This window comes from Sphingomonas changbaiensis NBRC 104936 (genome assembly GCF_000974765.1).
Classification (GTDB): domain Bacteria; phylum Pseudomonadota; class Alphaproteobacteria; order Sphingomonadales; family Sphingomonadaceae; genus Sphingomonas_B; species Sphingomonas_B changbaiensis.
The window spans coordinates 1-18245 of the sequence record NZ_BBWU01000019.1; the positions used below are offsets into that span (position 1 = coordinate 1).

Genomic DNA, 18245 nt, shown 5'->3' on the forward strand with positions numbered 1-18245 from the left:
GACAGGCTCCGGGCCCCCTCACCCCGCTCGCGCTTCGCGCGAGTCGCCCTCTCCCCGCAGGGGAGAGGGGCTGCATCACCGCGCATGATAGAAGTCGTAGATCTGTTGCGCGACCGAGCGCGACACCCCCGGCGCCTTTTGCAAATCCTCCAGGCTTGCCGACCGCACCGCCTTGGCCGTGCCGAAATGCATCAGCAGCGCCTTTTTCCGCGCCGGTCCGATGCCCGGCACCTCGTCCAGCGAGCTGACGCCGATCGCCTTGGCGCGCTTCTGCCGGTGCGCGCCAATCGCGAAGCGGTGCGCCTCGTCGCGCAGCCGCTGAAGGTAGAACAGCACCGGCGAGTTGACCGGTAGCGTCAGCTCGCGGCCGTCCATCAGGTGAAACACCTCCCGCCCCTCGCGGCCGTGATGCGGCCCTTTGGCGACGCCGACCAGCGCGACGTCCTCGACTCCGATTTCCTCCAGCGACTGCATCGCGGCATTGAGCTGGCCCCGCCCGCCGTCGATCAGCACCAGGTCCGGCCAGTCGCCGCCCTCGCGGTCCGGGTCCTCGCTCTTGGCGCGGGCGAAGCGGCGCTCGAACACTTCGCGCATCATCGCGAAATCGTCGCCAGGGGCCGTCTCCGGCCGCTTGATGTTGAACTTGCGATAGCTGTTCTTGCGGAACCCCTCGGGCCCCGCGACGACCATCGCGCCCAGCGCATTGGTGCCCATGATATGGCTGTTGTCGAACACCTCGATCCGATCCGGCGGCCCGTCCAGCTCGAACAGGTCGGCGAGCTCGCGCAATATCTTCGCCTGCGTCGTGCTTTCGGCCATGCGGCGTTCGAGCGCTTCCTCGGCATTGCGCTTGGCCTGCTCGATCAGCCGCCGCCGGTCGCCGCGCTGCGGCTGGGAGATCGTCACCCGCCCCTTGGCCTGCTCGGCCAACGCCTCGGCGATCAGCGCGCCCTCGGCCAGCTCGCGGTCGAGCAGGATCGTGCGCGGCGGCGGCACTTCCTCGTAGAATTGCATCAGGAAGCTCGCGAACACCTCGTCCTCGCTCAAGTCCTCCGTGTGCGACGGGAAGAAGCTGCGATGCCCCCAATTCTGGCCGCCGCGGATGAAGAAGCCCTGGATGCCCATCGTCCCGGCCTTGCAGGCGAGCGCGAAGATATCGGCGTCGCCCACGCCTTCCGCGTTGATCGCCTGGCTGCCCTGGATAAAGGTCAGCGCCTTCAGCCGGTCCCGGTAGACGGCGGCCAGCTCGAAATCCATAGCTTCCGCGGCCTTCTGCATCGCCGCGCCCAGCTTGGCCTGCACCTGGGTCGATTTGCCCGCCAGGAACGCCTTGGCGTCACCGACCAGCTCGGCATAGCCGGCTTCGTCGATCCGGCCGACGCACGGCGCCGAGCAGCGCTTGATCTGATAAAGCAGGCAGGGCCGCGAGCGGTTGGCGAAGAAGCTGTCGGAGCAGGAGCGGAGCAGGAACAATTTTTGCAGCGCATTCAGCGTCCGCGTCACCGATCCGGCGCTGGCGAACGGCCCGTAATAATTGCCTTTGATCTTCTGCGCCCCGCGATGCTTCTGCACGCGCGGGAAGGCATGATCGGCCCGCAGCAGGATGTAGGGAAAGCTTTTGTCGTCGCGCAGCAGCACATTGTACGGCGGGCGATAGCGCTTGATCAGCTGCGCCTCGAGCAGCAGCGCCTCCGCTTCGTTGTTGGTCGTGACAATCGTCATCGACCGCGTCTGCGCGACCATCCGCTGCAGCCGCTTCGACAGCCGCGCGACCTGGGTATAGTTGGTGACCCGGTTCCGGAGCGCCCGCGCCTTGCCGACATACAGCACGTCGCCCCGCGCATCGTGCATCCGATAGACGCCGGGCCGCACCGGCAGCGTCTTCAGCACGTTGCGGATCACCGCGACGCCCTGCTCCAGGTCCGGCGCATCGGCGCCGCGGACCGAATAGGTCGCGGTTTCCTCGTTGAATCGATCGGGGCTTTGCGGACGGGACATCGGGTGCCAGAGTTAGGCATTACCACGATAAGCGGCAACGATGATGGAGGGGGCATCATGCGGATCATGGGGAAGACCGCGCTGGTTACGGGCGGCACCGACGGAATCGGGCTGGAAGTCGCGCGCCAGCTGAAGCAGCGCGGCGCGATCGTCGCGGTGTGCGGCCGCGATGCCGGCCGGCTCGCTTCTGCAAAGGATGCCGGTTTCCAGGCGATCGAAGCGGACCTCTCGACCCAGGCCGGATGCGACCGCGTCGTCGATGAGCTGAGCGGCGTCCCGCTCGACATCCTCGTCAACAATGCCGGCACGAGCGGCCCGTCGGATTTGCTCGGCGATTTCGACCTCGAACAGACCGACCGCGCGATCTTCCTGAACCTGAACGCGCCGATGCACCTGATCGCGGCGTTCCTGCCGGCCATGCGCGAGCGGCCGGAGGCGGCGATCGTCAACGTGACCTCGGGCCTGGCGATCGCGCCGCGCGGCGCCGGCCCGGTCTATTGCGCGACCAAGGCCGGGCTGCGCAGCTTCACCCAGACGCTGCGATATCAGCTGAGGAACACGCGGATCACCGTCACCGAGGCGCTGCCGCCGGTGGTCGAGACGCGGATGACCGAGCAGAACCGGCATAAGAAAATGTCCGCGCCCGATTGCGCGGCGGCGATCGTCAAGGCGATCGAGACCGGCCAGGAGCAAGCCTATATCGGCGCAACGAAGTTGCTGCGTGCCGTCAGCGAAGTGTCCCCCGCCCTCGCCCGGCGGATCATGATCAAATACTGAATGTACCCGCTTCTCTCCGGCCTCTCCGTCGTCGAAGCCTCCTCGTTCGTCGCCGCGCCGACGGCCGGGCTGTACCTGGCGCAGATGGGCGCGGAGGTGATCCGGGTCGATCAGGTCGGCGGCGGGCCGGACTTCCGGCGCTGGCCGCAGGCGCCGAACGGGGCCAGCCTTTATTGGGAAAATCTGAACCGCGCGAAGGAGTCGGTCGCACTGGACCTCGGCCGGCCGGAAGGGCGCGAATTGCTCCAGGCCCTCGCCGCCGCCGCTGGGCAGCTTCTGACCAACTTCCCCGCTGACGGTTTCCTTGCCCACGACGCGCTCGCCGCTCGCCGCGCCGATTTGATCACCGTTCGCGTGATGGGGACGGCCGATGGCGGGCCGGCGCTCGACTATACGGTCAATGCAGCCATCGGCCTGCCGCAGCTCACCGGCCCCGCGGCGCTGGGCGACGCGCCGGTCAATCATGTTCTCCCCGCCTGGGACCTGCTGACGGGCGCCTATGCTGCCTTTTCGATGCTTGCCGCGATCCGGCACCGCGACGCGACGGGCAAGGGCGGCGAAATCCGCGTGCCGCTGCAGGACGTCGCGACCGGCAGCGTCGCCAATCTCGGCATGATCGCCGAAGCGCTGACCACCGGAGCGAACCGTCCGCGGCTGGGCAACGATGTGTTCGGCGCCTTCGGCCGGGATTTCACCACGGCCGACGGCAAGCGGTTGATGCTGATGGCGATCACGCCCCGGCAGTGGAACGGGCTCGTCGCGGTTCTGAACATCGACGCGGAAGTATCTCGAATCGAAGCGGAACGCGGCGTCAGCTTTGCGCGGGACGAAGGCGTCCGCTTCCAGCATCGCGACGCGCTATTCCCGCTGGTCGAACGGGCCGTCGCCGCCCGCCACGCGGACGAACTTGTGCCGGAGCTGGAACGCCAGGGCTGCTGCTACGGCGCCTATCGCACTACGCTGGAGGCGGCCCGCGACCCCGCGCTGGTCGGCGACAATCCGATGTTCGGCGCCACCGACAATCCGAGCGGCCTCGCCTATCCCGCTGCCGGCGCGTTCGCCACCCTTCCCGCCCAGGCGCGAGAGGCGCCGCGCGCCGCGCCCAGGCTCGGCGCAGACACGGACCGGGTGCTCGCCGAACGGCTCGGCTTCTCCTCGGCCGAAATCGGACGCCTGCACGACACAGGCGTGATCGGATGATCGCGGAGCTGGAAGACGCGCTCGCCGCCGCACGCGACTATGCCGGGCGCGCACGGGCAGCCGTGGCGCACCGGGTCGCCGCTTCGTCGCTCGATGCCGAGCAGCGCGCTACGCACGGCTATGCCTGGATCGAAACCAGTGTCGAAGCGCTCGCCGCGCTGCTCGATTGGGCTCACGCGCTCCAGAGCCGAGATGCCCTCGGCACCGGCGAACAGCTCCTGCTTCGGATCGCGTTCGGCGAAACGCTCGCCCAGCTCGCCGGCGGACTGCCGATGGGGCAGAACGAGATCGTCCGTCCGTCCGACCTCGGCCTCGATACGGGCCCCCATCACCCGCTCGCCACGGCCGGCAATACCGCCGAGACCCGCGCCGCCCTGATCGCGCATCTGCGCAGCGGCGGCGGCATCGACGACGCGCTCGGCGACGCAACGCTCGACGCGATCCGCGATCAGTTCCGGCGCTTCACCGACGATCGCATCCTGCCGCACGCGCATGGCTGGCATCTCGCCAACGCATTGATCCCGGATCAGACGATCGAAGAACTCGCCGCGCTCGGCACGTTCGGGATCTGCATTCCCGAACGCTTTGGCGGCCTGGGCTTAAGCAAGCTCGTCATGTGCGTGGTGACAGAAGAGCTGAGCCGCGGCTGGATCGGCGCCGGCTCGCTCGGCACCCGCTCCGAAATCGCCGGCGAGCTGATCCTTTCGGGCGGCACCGAGGCGCAGCAAGCGCACTGGCTGCCGCTGATCGCGAGCGGCGACGTGTTGCCCACCGCCGTCTTCACCGAGCCCGACACCGGCTCCGACCTGGCGAGCCTCGCCACGCGCGCAGTGCGAACACCGGACGGCTGGACGATCCATGGCGCCAAGACCTGGATCACGCACGCCGCCCGCTCGGACCTGATGACTTTGCTCGCCCGCACCCGGCCGGATGTGCCCGGCTATGGCGGCCTGTCGATGCTGCTGGTGCCGAAACCACGCGGTACGGACGCTGATCCCTTCCCCGCGCCCGGAATGGCGGGCAGCGAGATCGAGGTGCTCGGCTATCGCGGCATGCGCGAATATGCGCTCTCGTTCGACGGCATGACGGCGCCCGCGGATGCACTGCTGGGCGGCCAGGAAGGCCAGGGTTTCAAGCAGCTGATGCGCACCTTCGAAGGCGCGCGCATCCAGACCGCCGCGCGCGCCGTCGGCGTCGCCCGCCGCGCGTTCGAGCTTGGCTGGGCGTACGCCAACGATCGCAAGCAGTTCGGCCGCCCGATCCTCGACTTCCCGCGCGTCGCCGACAAGCTCGCGATGATGCTGGCCGAGATCGTCACCGCGCGTGAGCTCACCTACCGCGCCGCCCGCGCGAAGGATTTGGGGCGCCGCTGCGATATCGAGGCGGGCATGGCCAAGCTCCTCGCCGCGCGCACTGCCTGGGCGAATGCCGACGCCGCGCTCCAGATTCACGGCGGCAACGGCTATGCGCTGGAGTTCGAGATCAGCCGCATCCTCTGCGACGCGCGCATCCTCAACATCTTCGAAGGGGCGGCGGAAATTCAGGCGCAAGTGATCGCGCGCGGGAAGCTCAGCCAGGCCGAGTGAATTGCGCTGTCCTACACCGCATTCGAGGCGTTAAGCTGCTCGCTCCGCCGAGTCATGCCTCGGCGGCGGCTCTTTGACCCTGTTCAGACTTGCGGCTCAAACATGGGGGAAGGGAAATTTTCCTGATTCCATGTAAAAGTCGTCCATGTTGCCCAGCCCGAGCGAGGCATCGCGCCTCTGGAATGCGCGCGGCCGCTGCCTATTTCGGTAGCGGGACCGTACGAAACAGGATGTCAGCGATGGCAGGCGGATGGGCGCCCGATGGGGCGGTGCAGGATCAGATCGACGACACGGTGAAGGACGCCGTGCTTGGCGCCCGCGCGCGCATTCCGGCCGGCGAAGGCACCGAATATTGCGAAGATTGCGGCGATCGGATTCCGGAGCCGCGCCGGCGTGCTCTGCCGGGCACGCGAACCTGCGTCCCGTGCCAATCGGCGCGCGACGCGGCGGTGGTGCGCGGCGGCATCAATCGGCGCGGCAGCAAGGACAGCCAGCTCCGCTGAGCCGCGGTCCGCCGGCGGCGCCGGCACTGCGCGCCCGCCAGACCCAACCCGGCGATCATCAATGCCCATGTTGCCGGCTCGGGCACCGCGCTGACCAGCGTGATGGCGCTGTCGAAATGGCTGAGCGCGAGCGGCGTCAGCGACACGCCGATGCTGATCTCGAGCGGATGATTGTCGAACGTCGGGCTCTGGGACCAGGCGAAGCTGCCCACGACGCCATTGCTGAGCCCGGCGAGCGTAAGCGTCTGCCCCGCGGCATGCAGCGTGCAGCGCGCGCCGACATGAACGCCGCAGCCATAGCGGGTGCCGCCGTTCAGATTGAAGAAGACAAGCGCCGACTCAAATTTCTCGCTCCTGGACTTAAAGGTAAAATCGTAGAGCGCGCTATCCCGACCGAACGGCCGTTCGGTCGGCAGGTGGATGAAGATGGTCTTCGCCTGCGCCGCGGACGCGCCAAGGCTCACGCTCGCAAACGCGATCGCAAGAGGCACGACGAAACCGCGCATTCAATCACCCCCAATGCTTCCGGTGCGCCCCGAACGACGGTCGCCTTATTGCGGCGACTCGCAAAATCTATTCGTAGAATGAGCTTATGAGTGGACATAGTAAAGCGCGCAGAAACCATGCCGTGACCCGTCCTGGGACACGCTATAGTTAATGGATGCTATTGTCGCCGCTCTTTAAACATGGCGCAAGAAATCGAGCGAGTTCTCCGCTTCTGCTTCGATCCTGATCTTGCCAAGCGTGCGATTCCAATAGCTTTCGGAACCATGACTCATGCGAAGCGCATGAAGGCGGGCGGTGAACCGGTGCAGCGGAAACTCCCGGGCAATCCCAATCGCACCGTGCACCGCATGGGCGATGGCCGTGATCGTTGGCGCCGCGCTGCTTGCGACGCTCTTGGCGGCTGCGGCCTCGACGAGCGGAGGCTCCAGTCCATGTGCGCAGCCCGACTGGGCGGCGATGCGGGTCAGCACCACTTGCTCGGCCATCACCGCGAGCTGTTGCTGGATCGCCTGGAACCCGCCGATCGGCTTGCCGAACTGGCGTCGCGTGTTTGCATGCTCCAGGCTCATCTCGAGCAGGCGCTCGCCGATGCCCGCCATCTCCGCCGCAGCCATGACCGCCAGCAACGAACGCGACGGCGCCGCGACCGCCCGCACGGCCATCGTCTCCGCAACCGGCGCGTCGACAGCGCGTGCGCCGAGCGCGCGCAACAGGGGTTCGACCTCGCTCAGCGGCAGCTCCCGCAGCGCGTCGAGATATCCGGCCCCGTCCAGCGCGGGCATCAGCGCATCGCCGGCGTTCGCGTCGAGCAGCCGTTCGAATGCGGCGCGCAATTCCATCAGCGCAGCCCCAGGCCGCGGGCGATGATGCCGCGCAGGATCTCGCGCGTGCCGCCGCGCAGCGAATAGGCCGGCGCCAGCGCCAGCGCGTCGATCAGCGCCGCCCTTAGCTGCGGCGCGACCGCTTCATCCGGATGACCGCCGAGATCGTCGGCGATGGCGGCCGGGATTGCCTGCTCGAAACTTGTGCCCAGATCCTTGACCAACGACGCTTCGACCACCGGTTGCTCGCCCGCCGCGAGCCGGGCGGTGACGGCGATGGACAGGGCCCGCAAGGCCGAGAGCTGCGCCATGAAGCCGCCGACCCGCTCGGTCCGCACTTCATCGGCGCCGGCCTGTTTCAGGTGCCCGATCCAGCTGTCGAGCAGCACTGCGCTCGACCAGATGCGCTCGGGGCCGCTGCGCTCGAACGCAAGCTCGGCATTCACTTGCGCCCAGCCCGCGCCTTCCTCGCCCAGCAGCGCGTCCGCCGCCAGCTCGACGCCGTCGAAGAACAGCTCGTTGAAATCGCGGTGGCCGGTCGCGTCCTCGATCCCGCGGATCGTGACGCCCGGCGCCTTCAGGTCGACGATGAATTGCGACAGCCCCCGGTGACGGTCGGCCGCAGTGCCGGAGGTCCGCACCAGCGCGATCGCATAGTCGCAGAGGTGCGCGGCCGTGGTCCAGATCTTCTGGCCCGTCAGTCGCCAGCCGGTCTCGGTCCGCTCCGCGCCGGTCCGCACCGATGCGAGGTCAGAGCCCGCCTCCGGCTCGCTCATGCCGATGCAGAAGAACAATTCGCCCCGGCAGATGCGCGGCAGGTAGGATCGCTTCTGCGCTTCGGTGCCGAACGTCAGGATGACGAGCGCGCTCTGCCGGTCGGCGATCCAGTGAAGCCCGACCGACGCGCCCGCCGCCAGCAGTTCCTCGACCACGACATAGCGCGCGAACGGTCCCCGCCCGGCGCCGCCATAGTCGACGGGAAGCGTCAGCCCGAGCAATCCCGCCGCGCCCAGAGCCCGGCTGAAATCGGCATCGATCCCCATCCAGGATCGCACCCGCTCCGTCACCGGGCGGTGCAGCACATGCTCGGCGATCAGCGCGCGCACCTTGCCCCGCAGCGCCTCGTCCTCCGCCGGAATGCGGGTGAGCTGAAGCGCGTCGAACATCTATGCGCCGGTAAAGCGCGGCGGCCGCTTCTCCAGGAACGCGTCGATCGCCTCGTCATTGTCGCGCGTCGCATGCGCCAGCGACTGCATCGCGGCGGACATTTCGAGGATGTTGGCGAGCGTCGCGGTCTGGCCTTCACGCAGCAGCCTCCGGGTCATGCGCACCGCGTGCGGCGGGTTGGCAGCGATCTTGTCGGCGATCTCCCGTGCCGCCGCCATCAGCTCTCCGCCAGGCACGACGCGCGACACCAGCCCGATCCTGAGCGCCTCGTCCGCGCCGATCGTCTCGCCGGTCAGCGCCAACTCGGTCGCCTTCGAAAAGCCGACGATCCGCGGCAGCAGCCAGGCGCCGCCATCGCCCGGAACGATCCCGACCTTCACGAAACTTTCCGCAAATATAGCGTTTTCCGCGGCGATCCTTATATCGCACATGCAGGCGAGATCGAGGCCGGCGCCGATCGCGGGGCCATTCACGGCCGCGATCACCGGGACTTCCAGCGCATGAAACAGCAACGGCAGCCGCTGGATGCCCTCGCGGTAATTGCGTCGTGTCTGCGCGGGCAGCGGCGCGCGCAGGCCGCTCCCCGCCTTCATCGCCTTCAAGTCGCCGCCGGAGGAAAAGGCGGAGCCCGCGCCGGTCAGGATCACCGCACGGACGCCGATATCCGCATCGGCAGCAAGCAGCGCGCGTTCGAGCGCGTCGATCACCGCCGGGTCGGAGACCGGGTTGCGTTTGTCGGGCAGATTGAGCGTGACGGTCAGAATCGAACCGTCGCGCGTGCAGAGGATCGGATCGGTCATGCCGCCCAGGCTTGCACGCTTGGGCGCACTTGACCAGCGGCGTCTATCTCGGCGCCTTGTCCTTGTCTGCGTCTGCCTGGACGTAGCTGCACACCCGGTGTCGCGACGCGAGCGTGTTCACGCGCGGATCCATCTCCGTATGGCACACCCGCTTCATCTTCGGCGCGGGCGGCGTCGCGTCAGCCGTTTCCTCCGGCTGGGCGGCTGGCGCCGCGGCCGGTTCAGCCGTCGTGTTCGTCTGGACTGGAGCGGCCGCCTGCAACAACGCCAATGCGAATAAAATCATCGTCACTTCCCCATCATTCCCGCCGGACAGACTTTCAAAAGCCGGCCGGCACGGCAAGCCCCTTTTCAAAGAAACGCGAGCGATCAGCCACTGTTCCTGAGCGCGGTGGCGATCGCGTTGATCGAAAGCTGTATGCCTTCTGCAATACGCGGATCGGCCTCGCCGGCGCGATGCCGCTTCAACAGCTCGATCTGCAGCAGGTTGAGCGGCTCGACATAGGGCATCCGCAAACGAATGGAGGTGTCGAGACCGGGCGTTTTCTCGAGCAGACGGCTCTGGTCGGTCACCTCGAGCAAGATGTCGCGTGTCCGGTACCAGCCATCGCGGATTCGGCCGAAGATCGCGTCGGCCGTCTGCCGGTCCTCGACAAGGCCGGCGTAGCGTGCAGCGATTCCCATATCGGACTTGGCCAGCACCATCTCCAGATTGCCGAGGGTCGGCGCGAAGAAGGGCCACGCTTCGGCCATTTCGCGCAGCAGCGCCTTGTCGCCGAATGCTGCGAGCGCGTGACCGACCCCGTACCAGCCCGGCAGCATCACGCGCGCTTGGGCCCAGCTGAACACCCACGGGATCGCGCGCAAATCCTCGATCGCGTCGGATTTGGTGCGGCTTGCCGGACGAGAGCCGATCTTCAGCGTCGCGATCTCCGCGATCGGCGTCATCTGGCGGAAGAAGCTGCGGAACCCGTCCGTTTCATAGACCAGCCCGCGATAGTCCTGGAATGCCGTGCGCGACAGCTCGGCCATCGCATCTTCGAAGCGCGCCTTGTCGCTGCCGGACAAGGACGGCGGCTCCAGGCTCGCCAGCAGCGTCGCCGCCGTGATCGCTTCCAGGTTGGTGGCGGCACTTTCGGGCGTGCCATATTTGGCGGCGATTACTTCGCCCTGCTCCGTGATGCGGATGCAGCCCTGGACAGTGCCGGTCGGCTGTCCGCGGATCGCAGCGAAGGACGATCCGCCGCCACGTCCCACCGCGCCGCCGCGACCGTGGAACAGCTGCATCGCGACACTCGCTTCCGCAAAAATGTCGCGCAGCGCCTCGCTGGCCCGGTACAGCGACCACACCGACGTCAGGTATCCGCCGTCCTTGTTGCTGTCGGAATAGCCGAGCATCACTTCCTGCCGGCCGCGCTCGCGCGCCCACTCGACGATGCCGGGCAGCCCGAACCAGTCGCGCATGATGAACGGCGCCGCTTCCAGGTCGGCGATCGTCTCGAACAGCGGCACCGCCATGATCGCGGGCGGCTTGCCCGGCACGAAAAGCCCGGCTTCCTTCAGCAGGATATGCACCTCAAGCAGGTCGGAGACCGACTTGCACATCGAGACGATATAGGCCCGGATCGAAGCCGGTCCGTAGCGGGCATGCGCTTCGGCGGCCGCGCGCGCGATTTCGAGCTCGCTGCGCGTCTCATCCGAATAGTCTGCGAACGGGCTGGACAACAGCCGGGCGGACCCGAGCTCGCGCAGCAGCAGGGCCACGCGCCCGGCTTCGTCGAGCGCCGCATAAACGGCCTCGACCCCAGCGCGCGCGAGGAGCTCGCCGACGACGCGTTCGTGCACGGCGCTGTTCTGCCTGAGATCGAGCGTCGCCATGTGGAAGCCGAAGGTTTCGACGGCGCGGATCAGCCGGCCAAGCGGCCCTGGCCCAGCGAGCGGCCCGCCTGCCCCGCCGATCGATCGGCCGAGCACGCGCAGGTCCGCTGCCAACGCCTCCGGAGAAGAATAGGGGTCGGCGACGATTCGCGTCGGCCGCGGCGGCGCGTGTCCGGTCAACGCTTCGAAGCTGGCGCTCAGCCGCGCGTAGATGCCGGAGATCGCCCGCCGATACGGCTCGTCGATCCGTGCCGCCGCCTCATCATGGCTCGCCTCGGCAAGCGCGATCACCGCGGGTTCGACGTCCGCCAGACCCGACGACACCGACAGCTCGGCGCCGAGCGCATGGAGGCAGTCGAGATAATGCGCGATCGCCGTTTCCGCGCCGCGCGACAGCGCCAGCCGCAGCGAGTCGGCGGTGACGAAGGGGTTGCCGTCGCGGTCGCCGCCGATCCACGATCCGGGCCGGACGAAGCTTGGCGGCCGCTCACCCAGTGCCCGCTCCCAACGCGCATAGAGCGCCGGCAGCACCGGCAGGAACACATCCTGGAAATAGGTGCGCGCCGTCTCGACTTCGTCGGCAACATACAGCCGCTCGCGCCTGAGCGGCCGCGTCTGCCACAGCAAGGCGATCTGCCGCTCGATCGCAAGCTCGACCGGTTCCCCCTCCGGCGTTTCGACGGCCCCCGTGTCGCGCAACTGCATCAGCTCGGCGATGCGGTTGCGATGGTCGATCACGCTCTTGCGCCGGACTTCGGTCGGGTGCGCGGTCAGCACCGGCGCGATCAGCGCGTCCTTCAACAATGCGGCGATCGCCTCATCGCCGATGCCTTCGCCGCGCAGCCGCTCGACCGCGTGGGCAACATCGGCGCCCGGTTCGGCGGCGACACCCTGCCGGTCCTCGGCCAAGTTCGCGAGCATCGAAAACAGCATGAACCCGCGCACGAACGCCAGCGTGTCGTCCAGGCTCAGCGCATCCAGCCCCGGGTCGATCGACTCCGCGTCCGCCAATCCCCGCGCGCGATCGACTGAGGCGGACCGGATATATTCGGTGCGCCGGTACAGCGTCTCTCCGCCATAGTGCCGGATCACGTTCCCGAGCATCCGACCGAGGAACCGGATATCGGGATTTTGCGAGATCGTGTGCGCTTCGCTCATGCCGGGGCCCTCAGAAAGCGAAAGGCATAACGGCGTTGCATTCCGATGCGAACCATTTCGCGTCCGCCGTGTTTAACCTGTGTTCACAATCGGGAGCGGTCCATGACGACTGAGGCTGATGCGCGCGAACATGCAGCGCGGCCGAGACGATCCCTGCTGCTGATGGTCCTTGCTGTTGTCCTGGCGCTGCTGGGGCTTGCGGTGGGCATCGGCGGCGCGTGGCTCGTGGCGCTGGGCGGCAGCCTTTATTACCTGATTGCGGGCCTCGCCCTGATCGGCTGCGCCGTCCTGCTCTGGCAGCGCCGCCCGGCCGCCCTCTGGCTCTACGCGCTGCTCCTTGTCGGCACGATGATCTGGGCGCTCGCCGAAGTGGGGCTCGACTTCTGGCAGCTCGCCCCGCGCGGCGACCTGCTGGTGATCCTGGCCATCCTACTCGCTTTGCCCTGGGTCGTTCGGCGCCTGGAGCGGACGGCGCGCTGGCCCGGGCCCGCATGGCCCCTGGTCGGCGCGATCGGGCTGGCGGTGCTGGTCGCGATCGTCGCCGCGTTCGGCAATCCGCACGATCTGGACGGCACGCTGCCGGGTCCGCGCGCGACTTTGGCGGCGAGCCTGTACGGCAACGTGCCGCAACAGGACTGGACGGCCTATGGCCGGTCCTGGCGCGGGGATCGCTGGTCGCCGCTGAACCAGATCCGGCCGGACAATGCCGGCAAGCTCGAAAAGGCATGGGAATTCCACACCGGCGACATGAAGCGGCCGGGCGACCCCGACGAGTTCACTTATGAAGTGACGCCGATCAAGGTCGGCGGCCTCGTCTATTTCTGCTCGCCGCACAACATCGTGTTCGCGGTCGATGCAGAGACGGGCAAGCAGGTCTGGCGTTTCGATCCGCACATCATAGACAGCAAGCAGATGCAGCACCTGACCTGTCGCGGCGTTTCCTATCATTCGGCGGCGATGCCCGGCGCTTCGCGTGCGCCGAATGGCGAGTGCCCGGAGCGGATCATCATGGGCACCAACGATGCCCGGCTGATCGCGCTGGACGCCCGCACCGGGCAGCCGTGCCGCAGCTTCGGCAATAACGGGCAGGTCAATCTCTGGCCCGGCGCGCCCGATTGGCAGCGCGGCTGGTGGCAGGTCACCTCGCCGCCGGTGATCGCGCACAATCTGGCGATCCTGGGCGGCGCCGTCTTCGACAACAAGTCGAACTTCATGCCCTCGGGCGTGATCCGCGCCTATGACGTGGTGACGGGAAGGCCGGTCTGGAGCTTCGATCCGGGCAACCCGAACGATACGTCGCCGCAGCCGCCGGGAACGGGCCGCTACGTGCCCTCGACGCCCAACAGCTGGACGATTGCCGCCGCCGACGAAGCCTTAGGCCTCGTCTACATCCCGACCGGCATGGCCGCGGTCGATCAATGGGGCGGCCGCCGCACGCCGGAGACGGAGCGGTTCTCGTCGGCGATCATCGCGCTGGACATCGATACCGGACGCCCGCGCTGGGTCCATCAGACCGTGCACCATGACTTGTGGGATATGGATGTGCCGGCGCAGCCTGCGCTGGTCGATCTGGAGCTGCCCGGCCGCGGCCGGGTCCCTGCGCTGGTGCAGTCGACCAAGACCGGCAACATCTTCGTGCTGGACCGCCGCACCGGCCAGCCGGTTTTCCCGGTTCAGGAGCGGCCTGTCCCCGGCGATCCGGCACCGGGCGACCGCCTCTCCCCCACCCAGCCCTTTTCGAGCGTGAGCTTCATGCCGGCCAAGCGCGTCACGGGCGCGGACATGTGGGGCGCGACGATGCTCGACCAATTGGTCTGCCGGATCGCGTTTCACCGGCTGCGCTACGAGGGGCCGTTCACGCCGCCCTCGACCCAGGGTTCGCTCGTCTTCCCCGGCAATTTCGGGGTGATGGACTGGGGCGGCATGGCGATCGACCCGATCCGGATGATCGCCTTCGCCCATCCCAATTACATGGCTTTCGTCGATCGCCTGATTCCGCAAAAGCCGGTCCTGCCGCGCGATACGCGATCGATGCCGCCGGAACTGCAAGGACAGACCGGTCCGGCCGGCGGCTCGGACATGAAAGGCTCCAATATCAAGGGCTACAATCCGAATTACGGCGCCCCCTTCGCCGTCGCGCTGAACCCGTTCCTGTCGCCGATCGGGCTGCCCTGCCAGGCGCCGCCCTGGGGGTATGTCGCCGGGCTGGACCTCGTGTCCGGCAAGGTCGCGTGGCAGCATCGCAACGGCACGATCCGCGACGAAAGCCCGATCCCGGTGCCGTTCAAGCTGGGCGTGCCGTCGCTCGGTGGACCGATGGTGACGGCCGGCGGCGTCGCGTTCATGGGTTCGGCGCTCGATTACTACCTGCGCGCCTATGATACCGCGACCGGCAAGGTGCTGTGGAAGGCGCGGCTGCCGGCCGGCGGCCAGGCGACGCCGATGAGCTATTGGTCGGCGGCGAGCGGGCGGCAGTTCGTCGTGATCGCTGCCGGCGGGCACGGCACGCTCGGCACGGCAGCGGGCGATTCGATCGTCGCCTATGCGCTGCCGAAAGGAACGTGAGTACGTTTGGACTAAAGCGAGCCGCATGATACGCGCATGCGATGCAGCGTAGCCGCCGCGACCTTATCCCGTTGCTCGTGTTTCTGCTGGGCCTCGCGGCATCGCTGGCCGCGGCGGCGGCCGTATCGCACGCCGAAGCGGCGCGGCGTTCGGCCCGGTTCGAGGCGCTGGCCGACAACGCCGTCGGCGCAATCAACGCACGCATGCTGGCGCAGCTCACTCTGCTTCGTGCGACCGCCGGCTTCTTCAAGGCATCGGATGACGTCCGGTCCGACGAGTTCCGGAACTTCGTCGCCCGGCTTCGTCTCGATCGCTATTATCCCGGCGTGCTGGGCATCGGCTATGCAGCCTATCTGCCCGACAAGGCGCGGGTGGCCGCCTTCGAGCGTCAGGCGTCCGCACTCGGCTTTCCCGATCTAAGGGTGTGGCCGCCCGGCACGCGGCGGGATTACTCGGCGATCGAGTATCTGGAGCCGCTCGATCGACGCAACCGCTCCGCGATCGGCTACGACATGTTGAGCGAACCAACCCGCCGCGAAGCCATGGACGCCGCCCGCAAAGGAAATACGGCCCGCGTCAGCGGCCGAGTCCGGCTGGTGCAGGAAATCGACCCGGTCAAGCAGCCGGGATTCCTGATCTATCTCGCTTTGTTCGACAATGGCGGCAGCGGCGCGGAGCCGCGGCATTTGCTGGGATGGGTGTACAGCCCATTGCGCGCCTATGATCTGTTCAACGCCACTTTTGCGGGCAACGATTTGTCGCAACTGACCGTCGAAATCTTTGATGTCGCCGCGAACGAAGACCAGCTGCTGTTCCGCAGCGGCCCGGTGCAGGCCCGGCCGTCGGTCCAGCGCATCCGACGCATCGATACCGTCGGACGAACCTGGATCGTCCGGCTGACCTCGACGCCCCGATTCGATCAGGCGGAGACGTTTCCGTTGCCGATCGTCGTCGCCGGCGGCGGCGCACTGATCAGCCTGCTGGTCGCGATCCTGATGCTGCAGCAGCAGCGCGCCACCGCGCGGACCGAAGACGAAGTAGCGCTGCGTACCGCCGAACTGCGCGACGCCAATGCGCGACTCATCGACGAAGGCAGCGCGCGCGCCGAAGCCGAAGCGCAGGTGCGCCAGATGCAGAAAATGGAGGCGATCGGTCAGCTCACAGGCGGTATCGCGCATGACTTCAACAACATGCTCGCGATCATCATCGGCAATATCGATCTCGCCGAACGGCGGGCGGACGATCCGGACCGGGTCCGCCGCGCCGTCGGCCATGCGCGCGAAGGCGCCATACGCGCCGCGCAGCTAACGCAGCGGCTGCTCGCCTTCGGCCGGCGCCAGCCGCTCGCCCCGCGCGCCATGGACGCCAATGCCCTCATCCTTGGCATGGCCGAATTGCTGCACCGCGCGCTGGGCAAGGGAATCCGGCTGGAGACAGTGCTGGCGGACGGCTTGTGGCGCTGCTTCGCCGACCCGGCCCAGCTTGAAAACGCGATCGTCAATCTCGCGATCAATGCGCGCGACGCGACTCCGGACGGCGGCACGGTGACGATCGCCACCGCCAATCTGCGCCGCAGCGCCGACACGCCCGCCGGATCGAGCTCGGCGAGCGACTTTGTCTCGATCACCGTCCGCGACACCGGGCACGGCATGCCCGAAGAGGTCGCCGCGCGGGCGTTCGAACCGTTCTTCACGACCAAGGACGTCGGCCGCGGCACCGGCCTTGGCCTGAGCCAGGTTTATGGTTTCGTGACGCAATCGGGCGGCACGCTCGAGCTGATCTCCGCACCCGAGCGCGGCACGACCATCGTCATCCTGTTGCCGCGCGACCAGAAAAGCGAGGCCTCGCCTCCCGAAGCCCCGGCTCGGGATGAAGGCGTGCCGACCGGCCGTGCCGACGAAGTGATCCTGGTCGTCGAAGACGAAGACCAGGTTCGCCGCATCACCGTCGAGACGCTCTGCGAACTTGGCTACTCCGTTCTCGAAGCCAGTGGCGGCGAGGAAGCCCTCTCCGTCATCGAGAAGAAGCCGGAGATCGCGCTGCTGCTGACCGACATCGTCATGCCCGGCATGAATGGCCGCCGGCTCGCGAGCCTGGTCCGGCAGCAGCGTCCCGAACTGCCGATCCTGTACGCGACCGGCTATGCCCCGGAGGAACTACGCGGCAGCGACGAGGATGACGGCGACATCCCGACGCTCCGGAAGCCATTCCAGGCCGGCCAGGTCGCGCGCGCCGTCCGGCAAGCCTTGGACGGCTAAGATGCGCGCCTTCTTCGATCCCCGCCAATTGCGCCATGCCCCGGTGGCGGAGCTGCACAACGGGGCGTTCACCGCCTATCAGGAAACGCCGGATCGGGCCGAATCCATTCTGCGCGTAATCGCCCAAACCGAACGCCCGGCAGATCGCGGCGAGGCGCCGATCCTGGCGGTCCACAGCGCCGACTATGTCGATTTCCTGAAGTCCGCGCACGCGCTCTGGCGCGAGGCTGGACGCGACGGCGATCCGATTCCCTATGCCTGGCCGATCGTCGGCCGCAGGCCCTTGCGGCTGAACCGGATCGACGCGCTGCTCGGCCAATTCAGCTTCGACGCGACGACGCCGATCGCGGAAGGGACGTGGGACGCGGTCTATTGGAACGCACAGACGGCCGTGGCCGCCGCCGACGCGGTGCTGACGGGCGAGCGCGCTGCCTTCGCGCTCTGCCGGCCGCCCGGCCACCATTCGGGTGCCGATTATTTCGGCGGCTATTGCCATCTGAACGTGGCCGCGATCGCTGCACAGCGGGCGCGCGATGCGGGCGTGAAGCGCGTCGCGATCCTCGACATCGATTATCACCACGGGAACGGCACGCAGGACATATTCTGGGAACGCGGCGACGTGTTCTACGCCTCTGTCCACGCCGATCCCGCGACCGATTACCCCTTCTATTGGGGGCACGCGGACGAGATCGGCGGCGGCCCGGGCGAAGGCGCCACGCTCAATTTGCCTTTGGCTCGCGGGGCGCGGCTGGCGGAGTTTCGCGCGGCCCAGGCGCGCGCGCTTGCTGCGATCCGGGCGTTCGATCCGGGCCTGCTGGTCGTCAGCTTCGGCGCGGACACGTTCGAAGGCGATCCGATCTCATATTTCCAGCTGACGACCGAGGATTACCGGACACTCGCCGGCGACATCGCGGCTGTGGGGCTGCCGACGGTGATCGTCCAGGAAGGCGGCTATGCGACGGCGGCGCTGGGGTCGAACGTGCGCAGTTTCCTGAGCGGGCTTTAGCGTAGCCTGCAACCGATCGCT

The 18245-nt window shown here is 67.7% G+C and carries 13 protein-coding genes and 1 pseudogene; 8 read left to right on the forward strand and 6 right to left on the reverse strand.

Annotation, left to right across the window (positions count from 1 at the left end):
- Nucleotides 1–75: 75 nt before the first annotated feature.
- Nucleotides 76–1998, reverse strand: a complete 1923-nt coding sequence (gene uvrC, locus SCH01S_RS04270) for an excinuclease ABC subunit UvrC (protein WP_046347549.1) — start codon at nt 1996–1998, stop codon at nt 76–78.
- A 57-nt stretch (nt 1999–2055) separates the two neighbouring features.
- Here uvrC and SCH01S_RS04275 point away from each other — a divergent pair, with 57 nt between their 5' ends.
- The 4 genes from SCH01S_RS04275 to SCH01S_RS17075 all read left to right on the forward strand — a co-directional run bounded on the left by SCH01S_RS04275 (nt 2056) and on the right by SCH01S_RS17075 (nt 6064).
- A complete protein-coding gene (locus SCH01S_RS04275; protein ID WP_046347550.1) occupies nt 2056–2775 on the forward strand; it encodes an SDR family oxidoreductase in 720 nt (239 codons plus the stop codon).
- On the forward strand, nt 2776–3975 hold the full coding sequence (locus SCH01S_RS04280; protein ID WP_046347551.1) for a CoA transferase: 1200 nt from the start codon (nt 2776–2778) through the stop codon (nt 3973–3975).
- Entirely contained in the window at nt 3972–5561 is a 1590-nt protein-coding gene (locus SCH01S_RS04285) for an acyl-CoA dehydrogenase family protein (protein WP_046347552.1), read from the forward strand. Before SCH01S_RS04280 ends, SCH01S_RS04285 begins: the two co-directional genes overlap by 4 nt.
- Before the next feature lie 239 nt (nt 5562–5800).
- Nucleotides 5801–6064 carry a DksA/TraR family C4-type zinc finger protein gene (locus SCH01S_RS17075; protein ID WP_046347553.1) on the forward strand — a complete coding sequence of 88 codons (264 nt, stop codon included), beginning with the start codon at nt 5801–5803 and terminating at the stop codon, nt 6062–6064.
- Between the two features lie 11 nt (nt 6065–6075).
- Here SCH01S_RS17075 and SCH01S_RS17470 read toward each other — a convergent pair.
- The 4 genes and pseudogenes from SCH01S_RS17470 to SCH01S_RS04305 form a co-directional block, all read right to left on the reverse strand.
- A pseudogene (locus tag SCH01S_RS17470) lies at nt 6076–6159 on the reverse strand (PEPxxWA-CTERM sorting domain-containing protein); the annotation flags it as partial.
- 585 nt (nt 6160–6744) lie between these two features.
- A complete protein-coding gene (locus tag SCH01S_RS04295; protein WP_052733767.1) occupies nt 6745–7410 on the reverse strand; it encodes an acyl-CoA dehydrogenase family protein in 666 nt (221 codons plus the stop codon).
- A complete protein-coding gene (locus SCH01S_RS04300; protein ID WP_046347554.1) occupies nt 7410–8558 on the reverse strand; it encodes an acyl-CoA dehydrogenase family protein in 1149 nt (382 codons plus the stop codon). Before SCH01S_RS04300 ends, SCH01S_RS04295 begins: the two co-directional genes overlap by 1 nt.
- Nucleotides 8559–9359, reverse strand: coding sequence for a crotonase/enoyl-CoA hydratase family protein (locus tag SCH01S_RS04305; protein ID WP_046347555.1), 801 nt, complete (start codon nt 9357–9359; stop codon nt 8559–8561). It abuts the gene before it with no gap.
- Nucleotides 9360–9472: 113 nt separating this feature from the next.
- Here SCH01S_RS04305 and SCH01S_RS16735 point away from each other — a divergent pair, with 113 nt between their 5' ends.
- Nucleotides 9473–9745, forward strand: a complete 273-nt coding sequence (locus SCH01S_RS16735; protein WP_169746352.1) for a hypothetical protein — start codon at nt 9473–9475, stop codon at nt 9743–9745.
- Here SCH01S_RS16735 and ppc read toward each other — a convergent pair.
- Complete coding sequence (gene ppc, locus SCH01S_RS04315; protein WP_046347557.1) at nt 9729–12395, reverse strand: phosphoenolpyruvate carboxylase; 2667 nt, start codon at nt 12393–12395, stop codon at nt 9729–9731. The two genes, SCH01S_RS16735 and ppc, sit on opposite strands and share 17 nt — an antisense overlap.
- A 102-nt stretch (nt 12396–12497) precedes the next feature.
- Here ppc and SCH01S_RS04320 point away from each other — a divergent pair, with 102 nt between their 5' ends.
- From SCH01S_RS04320 to SCH01S_RS04330, 3 genes are read left to right on the forward strand one after another with little or no spacing between them, the layout of a single operon-like run.
- Nucleotides 12498–14960, forward strand: coding sequence for a membrane-bound PQQ-dependent dehydrogenase, glucose/quinate/shikimate family (locus tag SCH01S_RS04320; protein WP_046347558.1), 2463 nt, complete (start codon nt 12498–12500; stop codon nt 14958–14960).
- 41 nt (nt 14961–15001) lie between these two features.
- Nucleotides 15002–17218, forward strand: coding sequence for a CHASE domain-containing protein (locus SCH01S_RS15705; RefSeq protein WP_052733768.1), 2217 nt, complete (start codon nt 15002–15004; stop codon nt 17216–17218).
- Between the two features lies 1 nt (nt 17219).
- Entirely contained in the window at nt 17220–18224 is a 1005-nt protein-coding gene (locus tag SCH01S_RS04330; RefSeq protein ID WP_046347559.1) for a histone deacetylase family protein, read from the forward strand.
- The last annotated feature ends 21 nt before the right edge of the window (nt 18225–18245 follow it).

Coding starts and splice junctions, on each gene's coding strand:
- uvrC (WP_046347549.1), bottom strand. CDS start 1,998: ATGTCCCGTCCGCAAAGCCCCGATCGATTCAACGAGGAAACCGCGACC.
- SCH01S_RS04275 (WP_046347550.1), top strand. CDS start 2,056: ATGCGGATCATGGGGAAGACCGCGCTGGTTACGGGCGGCACCGACGGA.
- SCH01S_RS04280 (WP_046347551.1), top strand. CDS start 2,776: ATGTACCCGCTTCTCTCCGGCCTCTCCGTCGTCGAAGCCTCCTCGTTC.
- SCH01S_RS04285 (WP_046347552.1), top strand. CDS start 3,972: ATGATCGCGGAGCTGGAAGACGCGCTCGCCGCCGCACGCGACTATGCC.
- SCH01S_RS17075 (WP_046347553.1), top strand. CDS start 5,801: ATGGCAGGCGGATGGGCGCCCGATGGGGCGGTGCAGGATCAGATCGAC.
- SCH01S_RS04295 (WP_052733767.1), bottom strand. CDS start 7,410: ATGGAATTGCGCGCCGCATTCGAACGGCTGCTCGACGCGAACGCCGGC.
- SCH01S_RS04300 (WP_046347554.1), bottom strand. CDS start 8,558: ATGTTCGACGCGCTTCAGCTCACCCGCATTCCGGCGGAGGACGAGGCG.
- SCH01S_RS04305 (WP_046347555.1), bottom strand. CDS start 9,359: ATGACCGATCCGATCCTCTGCACGCGCGACGGTTCGATTCTGACCGTC.
- ppc (WP_046347557.1), bottom strand. CDS start 12,395: ATGAGCGAAGCGCACACGATCTCGCAAAATCCCGATATCCGGTTCCTC.
- SCH01S_RS04320 (WP_046347558.1), top strand. CDS start 12,498: ATGACGACTGAGGCTGATGCGCGCGAACATGCAGCGCGGCCGAGACGA.
- SCH01S_RS15705 (WP_052733768.1), top strand. CDS start 15,002: ATGCAGCGTAGCCGCCGCGACCTTATCCCGTTGCTCGTGTTTCTGCTG.
- SCH01S_RS04330 (WP_046347559.1), top strand. CDS start 17,220: ATGCGCGCCTTCTTCGATCCCCGCCAATTGCGCCATGCCCCGGTGGCG.